The sequence below is a fragment of the Streptomyces dryopteridis genome, from assembly GCF_049606955.1.
Taxonomy (GTDB): domain Bacteria; phylum Actinomycetota; class Actinomycetes; order Streptomycetales; family Streptomycetaceae; genus Streptomyces.
Genome location: NZ_CP187114.1, coordinates 2,004,064 through 2,010,573, shown reverse-complemented (window position 1 = coordinate 2,010,573; position 6,510 = coordinate 2,004,064). Strand labels below are relative to the sequence as shown.

4 protein-coding genes are annotated in these 6,510 nt (G+C 75.0%); all 4 read left to right on the top strand.

Annotated elements, in window-relative coordinates:
* Positions 1 to 394: 394 nt before the first annotated feature.
* The 4 genes from ACN20G_RS35405 (at position 395) to ACN20G_RS35390 (ending at position 4,548) form a co-directional block, all read left to right on the top strand.
* Positions 395 to 2,884 carry a Helicase associated domain protein gene (locus ACN20G_RS35405; protein ID WP_424217369.1) on the top strand — a complete coding sequence of 830 codons (2,490 nt, stop codon included), beginning with the start codon at positions 395 to 397 and terminating at the stop codon, positions 2,882 to 2,884.
* Positions 2,881 to 3,294, top strand: coding sequence for a hypothetical protein (locus tag ACN20G_RS35400; RefSeq protein WP_424217368.1), 414 nt, complete (start codon positions 2,881 to 2,883; stop codon positions 3,292 to 3,294). Before ACN20G_RS35405 ends, ACN20G_RS35400 begins: the two co-directional genes overlap by 4 nt.
* The gene (locus tag ACN20G_RS35395; protein WP_424217367.1) at positions 3,291 to 3,812 is read left to right on the top strand and encodes a hypothetical protein; all 522 of its coding nucleotides are present in this window, start codon (positions 3,291 to 3,293) and stop codon (positions 3,810 to 3,812) included. Before ACN20G_RS35400 ends, ACN20G_RS35395 begins: the two co-directional genes overlap by 4 nt.
* 535 nt (positions 3,813 to 4,347) lie before the next feature.
* Complete coding sequence (locus ACN20G_RS35390; RefSeq protein WP_424217366.1) at positions 4,348 to 4,548, top strand: hypothetical protein; 201 nt, start codon at positions 4,348 to 4,350, stop codon at positions 4,546 to 4,548.
* Positions 4,549 to 6,510: the final 1,962 nt, after the last annotated feature.

Genomic DNA, 6,510 nt, shown 5'->3' with positions numbered 1-6,510 from the left:
GCTGCGCGCGAGAGTGCGCCCCTGCGGGGCGGAGTCCCCTTCGGGGCCTCTGGTCGCGCCGCTTCGCTCTGCTCCTCCAGCCCTTCGGGCTGGTCCCGCTTCGCGGGGCCGGCAACGGCGGGAGCGGGGTGGCCGGTGACCTGTCGTCAAGCGGTCGCAGGTGGTGCCGGGTTGGACCAGGCCGGTTCGTCACCCACACGAGGGGCTGTGTCCCGAACCGGCTGTGCATCACATCATGCACGTGTACCATCACGGATACAAGCCCCCCACCTCCGGAGCACACGGACCGGTCGGGGAATCCGTGTTCTGTCTCGTGCGGATTTCTTGCCGGGGTTCACCACGTGTGTGTTTCGGATTCGGGTCGGCTTTTCGGGGTGGGTGAATCCGGCTATTGATGCGCGTGCATTCTCACGGATTCGGCCTGCTGTCCTTTCTCGGGAAGGTGGAGTTCGTGGGGATGAGCTTGCGGCCGCATCAGGTCGAGGCGGTGGACGCGATCCTGCGGGGCATGGACGTGCCCCGGGACGGGATCCCGTGGAACGGGCTGCGGGGGCAGGTGATCGCGGCCTGCGGGACCGGGAAGACCCTGATCGCAGCCGAGTCGGCGCGGCGCCTGGTCCCCCACGGCCGGATCCTCGTCCTGGTGCCGACGCTGGAGTTGCTGACCCAGACGGCCGCGGCCTGGCGCGCTGCCGGCCACGAGGGCACGGCCGTGGCCGTGTGCTCGCTGGACGACGACCCGGTGCTCTGGGAGCTGGGGATTCGGTCGACGACCTCACCGCCGCAGCTCGCGCTGTGGCACCGGGCCGGCCCGGTGGTCATGTTCGCCACCTACAGCTCGATGGGCGTGGTCATCGAGGCGTGCGCCGGGACCTACGGGCAGCAGCTCGGCCGGTTCGACCTGGTGGTCGCCGACGAGGCGCACCGCACGTCCGGGTCGCTCGCGAAGACGTGGGCCGACGTCCACGACCAGGAGCTGCTGCCCGCCGACCGCCGGCTGTACTTCACTGCCACCCCGCGCGTGTGGGTGGACCGGCCGCCGTCGGAGCGGGTGCGGGAGCAGCACGCCGAGAAGGAACGCGTGGCCGGGAAGACCCTGCTGCCGCCCTGGTTGGCGGCGAGCATGGACGACGAGACGGTCTACGGCAGGCGGGTCTTCGAGCTCTCCCTGCCCGAGGCGGTCGGGCGTGGGCTCCTGGCGGAGTACCGGGTGATCGTGGTCGAGGTCACCGACCCCGTGCTGCCGCCGCGCCGGCTGTTCGGGCAGGAGCGGCGCGAGGAGGACGTGCGCGGGGACCGGCTCGCCGTGCTCCAGGCCGCCGTGTTGAAGACGATGGCCGAGTACGGGCTGAAGACCGCGATCACGTTCCACCACCGCACCGTGGAGGCCCGCGCCTTCGCCGAGGGCCTGCCCGGCACCCTGCGCAAGCTCCGGAAGGCCGACCCCGAGGCCCACGGGGACCCGGTGTGGGTGGACTGGTTGTCCGGGGAGCACTCCGCCGAGCGGCGCCAGGAGGTGCTGCACGGGTTCTCCCACACCGCGCACCGGGCCGTCATCGCCCAGTGCAAGGTCCTCGGGGAAGGCGTCGATATTCGAGCTGTGGACTCGGTGGTATTCGCCGATCCGAAGGGCGCCCCGCACGACATCGTGCAGGCCATCGGCCGAGCGCTCAGGCAGCACCCCGGGGAAAGGAAAATGGCCTCCCTGATCGTGCCGATCTTCCTGCCCGAGGGCGAGAAATCGGATCTCTCCTCGCGGGCGTACCGGCCGCTTGTACAGGTTTTGCGTGGTCTGAGGAGTCACGACGAGGATGCCTTGGAGCATCTCGCGATGCCGCAGGAGGGGCGCGGGTACGTGGCCCCGATCGAGCTCGGGGAGGCGCCGGAGGAGGGTGTGGAGGACGAGCGGTACCTGCTGCGGTTCTCCACCCGGCGGGACCCCGTGGAGATCGCGGAGTTCATCCGGTACGAGGTCATCGACACCGAACGGCTCGACTGGCGGCGCGGGCACGCGGCCGCCCGCCTGTTCCGGATGCGGGAGGGCCACGTGCGGATCCCCTACCTCCACCGGGAGGGCACGTTCCCGCTGGGGCGCTGGTGGTCCGAGCAGCGAACGGCCTTCGCGGCCGGGCGCATGCGGGGAGATCGGGCCGCGAAGCTGGAGGAGCTGGGGATCGAGTGGGACCGGGCCCAGGCCGACATCGCCGAGCACCTCGACGCGGCCCGGGTGTACTACGCCGAGCACGGAACGCTGTGCGTCCCGCGCGACGCGGTGGTGGTGGAGAAGCCGCTCGGACAGTGGATCTCCAACCACCGCCGGCCCCACATCGCGGCACGGCGGCCCGAGGTCGTGGCCGCCCTGGCCGTCATCGACCCGGACTGGAACCCGACCTGGAACCCCGACTGGCAACGCCACTGGGCCGCCCTGGCGCTCCTCGTCCAGGACGAGGAAGGTCCCGTCGACGTCCGGCCCGGAGTCACGGTGAACGGGCTCGACGTCGGGGCGTGGCTCGCCCGGCAGCGCACGGCGGAGGTCTGGGCGCGGCTCGTCGACGGGCAGCGCGAACGCCTCGGCCGGCTCGGGATCGTGCCCGAGGAGACGGCCGCCGAAGTCGTGGCGAAGCCGCGGCGGGCACCCCGGGCCGGCGCGTTCGAGCGGGGCCTGGTCGCGCTCGACGCGTACCTCGCGCGGACCGGGGAGCTGCCGCAGCGCAAGGCCGTGGAGGTCATGCCGGACGGCACGGAGGTGAAGGTCGGGGTGTGGACGATGAACTTGAAGAGCCGGCGGGAGAGGCTCGCGCCCGAGCAGCTGGTCGCGCTCGCCGAACGCGGCCTGCCGTGGGCGGCCGAGCTCACCGAGACCGCCGGGGCGGGTGTGCGGTGAGTGGGGGCGAGGGCAACGGGCTCGGGGTGGTGATGAGCCGGCGGATGTACGAGTACGCGGAGGCCGGGGCCGTGGCGCGGCGGCGCTTGCACGTGCTCCTGGCCGCCGCCGGCGTCGAGGCCGGGGAGGCCGACGAGCTGGTGTCGGCGGTGGAGGCCGGGGCGGTGGCGGGGGCCTATGTGTTCACCGAGGAGTTCCGTGCGCTCGGGCCCCGGAACGCGGCCGGGGTCGAGGCGGATCCGTGGCAGGAGGGGTGGGAGGCCGGGGTCGACGTCGCGCTGCAACTCGCGGCCCGCCGCGCCGACCGGGCCCGCCAGGAGACGCGCGGGCACGCCCGGCACGCGCGCGTCGAGACCGCCGAACCGGCCGCCGAACGGGCCGTCGAACCCGGTGGGGAGGGTGGGCGGTGAGGCCGGCGGAGGTGTGGGAACTGACGGCGCGGGTCGCGCACGGGGTCACCGTCGCGGCGGCCGGCTTGCACCGCGAGCAGGTGGTGGAGAAGGTCGTCGAGGCGCGGGAGGCGGCGGTGGCCGCACGGCCGGCGGTGGAGCCGTGGCGGGTGGAACGCACGGCCCGGCGGCGGGCGCTCATCACGCGGGTGCGGTGGGAGGAGTGGCAGCGCATCGACGCGCTTCTGGTCGAGGCCGGGGAGGGCGCGGTGTACGAACCGGGCGCGGACGAGGTGGCTGCGGGGTACGCGGCGGAGGTGGCGAAGGCCGACGCCCGGCGCCGCGTCCCGGACCTGATCCCCCCGTTCCGGACGGGGCCGCTGCGGGTCGACGTGGTCGTTCCGGAACCCGCCGCCAGCGCGGTCCGCGCCGTGGCGGAACGCACCGGGAGGCGGGAGGACGAACTCCTCCAGGAGCTCGTCGGCCGGCTCGTCGTCGGCCCCGACGGCGAGCTCGTTCTGGGGCCCGGGCACCCTTAACTTTCCCCACGAAATCTTCGCGGCCGCCCACACCCGTGCCCCCGACAACCGGCGGTTGTCGGGGGCACGGGTGTGTCCGGACCCGGCGGCGGGTGCGGGCGCCGGCGGTGCCGCCGGGCGGGGTGGAGGGGGCGTTGGGGGTGCGTGGGCGGGGGCCTTGGGCCGGGTCGGATTTATGAAACCGGCGGTCTGTGGGGCGGGCACGGGCGGGGCGTCGGCGTGGGCCGCGGGGGACCTCCCGGTCTGAATGTGGGCCCACATTGCACTAGCTTGCTGCCGAGTTTCAGTGTCGTGCCGTGGCCCGCCACGTCGCCTGTCCGGAGCGGACGAGAGGCGTGGTGGAGCGCGCGGACGATGTCGTCGAGGAGGACCAGGGCGAGCCGGGCGGTGGTGTGCCGGGTGCCCGACGAACGCCGGTGGTGGGTGCGCGGACGGGCCGGCTCGGGGTGCGCGGTGGGGGCGGGCGGTGTGGGGTGGTGGTGTGGACAGGGCGCGGATCACGGTGCACCCGCCGGCGCCTGGTGGAGGCCGGCGGGTGAGCGCCCACGTCCACGGCGAGGACGCGATCCTCGGCACCGCCCACGGCCGGAAGGACTTGGCGGAGTTCCTGCGGAGGGTCGGCGTCGCCGACCCCGATGCCGTCCTCGACGGCGAGGATCCTCTTCTGGAGTGGCGGGGTGGCGGGCCCGAGGTGTGGAACACGAGCGACGGCACGAGCGGCCCGGACGGGACCTGAACGGGCCCGAGCCGGGACGCGGGCGGGTGTGGGGGTCGGTGGATCCCTGCGGGGGCGTGGGACCCACCGACCCCGGGGCCCCGCCGGCTCACCGGGGTGGGTGGCGAGCCAGGGGGCGGGGGCGGTGTCCGCGCGTGCCCGACGGCGTGTGGGGCACGGGGTCTGCCCGCCCTCTCCGGACGCTACCAGCACGCGCCGGAAGCCCGGCGGTCACGGCGGGCCGCGGGCGGCGAGGACGGGCCTGGCGGAGGTGTCGCGCAGGCCCCGACGGGACGCGCGGATGGGCGCGGTCGGGGCCTTCGCGGAGCGGTTCGGAGGCGGGCGCGGGGGCGGGGGCGGGGTGGAAGGTAATGCACATGGTGTGCCTGAACGAGGTGTGACAGCCGGGCGCGGTCGGTGTCGGCGGGGTTCGGGGGCGGGGTGTAAGCGGGTGTTCGTCGGCGGGGGCCGGGGCTCGTGCACGAAGACGGGCGCGGACGAACGCGGGTCTCGGTGGTCGGGGGCCGGGTGGTCGTGCGGCGGGGTGGGGTCTACCGGGGGGTCTACCGGGGGCCGGGGTGCGGGCGGGGCGGTGCGCGGGGGCGCGGAGCGGTGGTTCGAAGGCGGCGACACCGGTCCCGTGGCCGGGTCGAAGGGCGGTTGTGCGGGGGCGCGGGTGGGCGTGAGGTGCCGGGAACGCGGCCGTCGAGGGTCGGTTCGACGAGCGGTTCGAGGTGCGGGAGGGGGCGATTCGGGGTCTGCTCGGGGCCGTCGTGGGGCGGGTCAAGGGCTGCTCGGGGCGCGCGACCGGCCCCGTCGGGGCCGGTCGCGGGGGTGAACGGGCGCGTTCGGGCGCTGTTTCGGGGGCGGGTTCGGGCATGGTCGGGCACGGACGGGCCGGTGCGCGGGGGCGAAGCGGCGGGTGTTCGGGGCGGTGAGGGGAGGGTGTGCGGGCGGTTTCACGCGGGGGTGCGGGAACTGTGCGTGGCGGGCCGCGCGCGGAGTGTGGCACGGGGGTGGGCTCAGGTGCCGTGCAGGCTGGCTCGGAGGGCGTTTTGCCGGAGTTCACGAGCCGATTCGGGGCCTGATCGGGGCTTTTTCGGGGTCTTGAACTGGGGGAAAAGCCGTCGTTGACCCAGAAACCCAAATCCGACAAAACCTTGAGGATAAAACGGACTCTGTGCAGTCGGGAGGGGGTGTGAGCCGGACGCCGAGGGTCCCGTTTTTCGGAAAGTCATAAACAGAAACGACGGCGGATGGCGGGAGCGGAGGGACGGAAGGCGAAAGCCGGAGGGCCCGGAGCGGGCGTCGCCGACGAGGCGCCCCGACGACGGCGGCCGGGCCCGTGCCGCAGGCCCGGGGCGGAGGCCCGGGGCGTCGGAGCGTGGCGGCGTCCTGGGCGCGGCCGGCCCCGGGAAGGTCCCGCAGGGGCCCGGGCCCCGGGGCGAGGACCGGCGAGCGGCCGGGCGCGGGCGGGCGGCGCACCGGGCGCGGCGGGCACGCGCGGACCCGGGACCGGGGTCCGCCCGCGCGCCCGACCGGCCCGGTGCCACCGGTGCCCGGCCGCGCCGTCGCCGACGGCGGGTGCCCGACGGCGGCATCCTCGGGGCGTGGTCGGGCGTGAAGTCCGTCCGGCCGGGGACGGCTCCCGGAACGGGGCCGGGGTCTTGCGGTCTCGGGCACGAGGCGGGGAAGGGGGGTGTGGGGGGGGCGGGGGTGCGCGGAGACCGTCGGGGGTCGAGGACACCGGACCCGGGGGGCGTCGAAGAGCTCAGGGCGCGGCCAGGGAACGTCCGGGGACCACCTGGGCGTCGAGGGCGTCGGAGACCACCAGGGCGTGGGGAACCCCCGAGGCCTTTTCGCGGACACCGGCCCGGGCTGGGCCGGTCCGGGTTCGGGCGTGCCCGGCGAGGATCGGGTGCGCGCACCGCGCCCCGGACGGCGGCGTGGGCCGGCCCGGCCCGGAGGTCGGCGTCGGGCCGG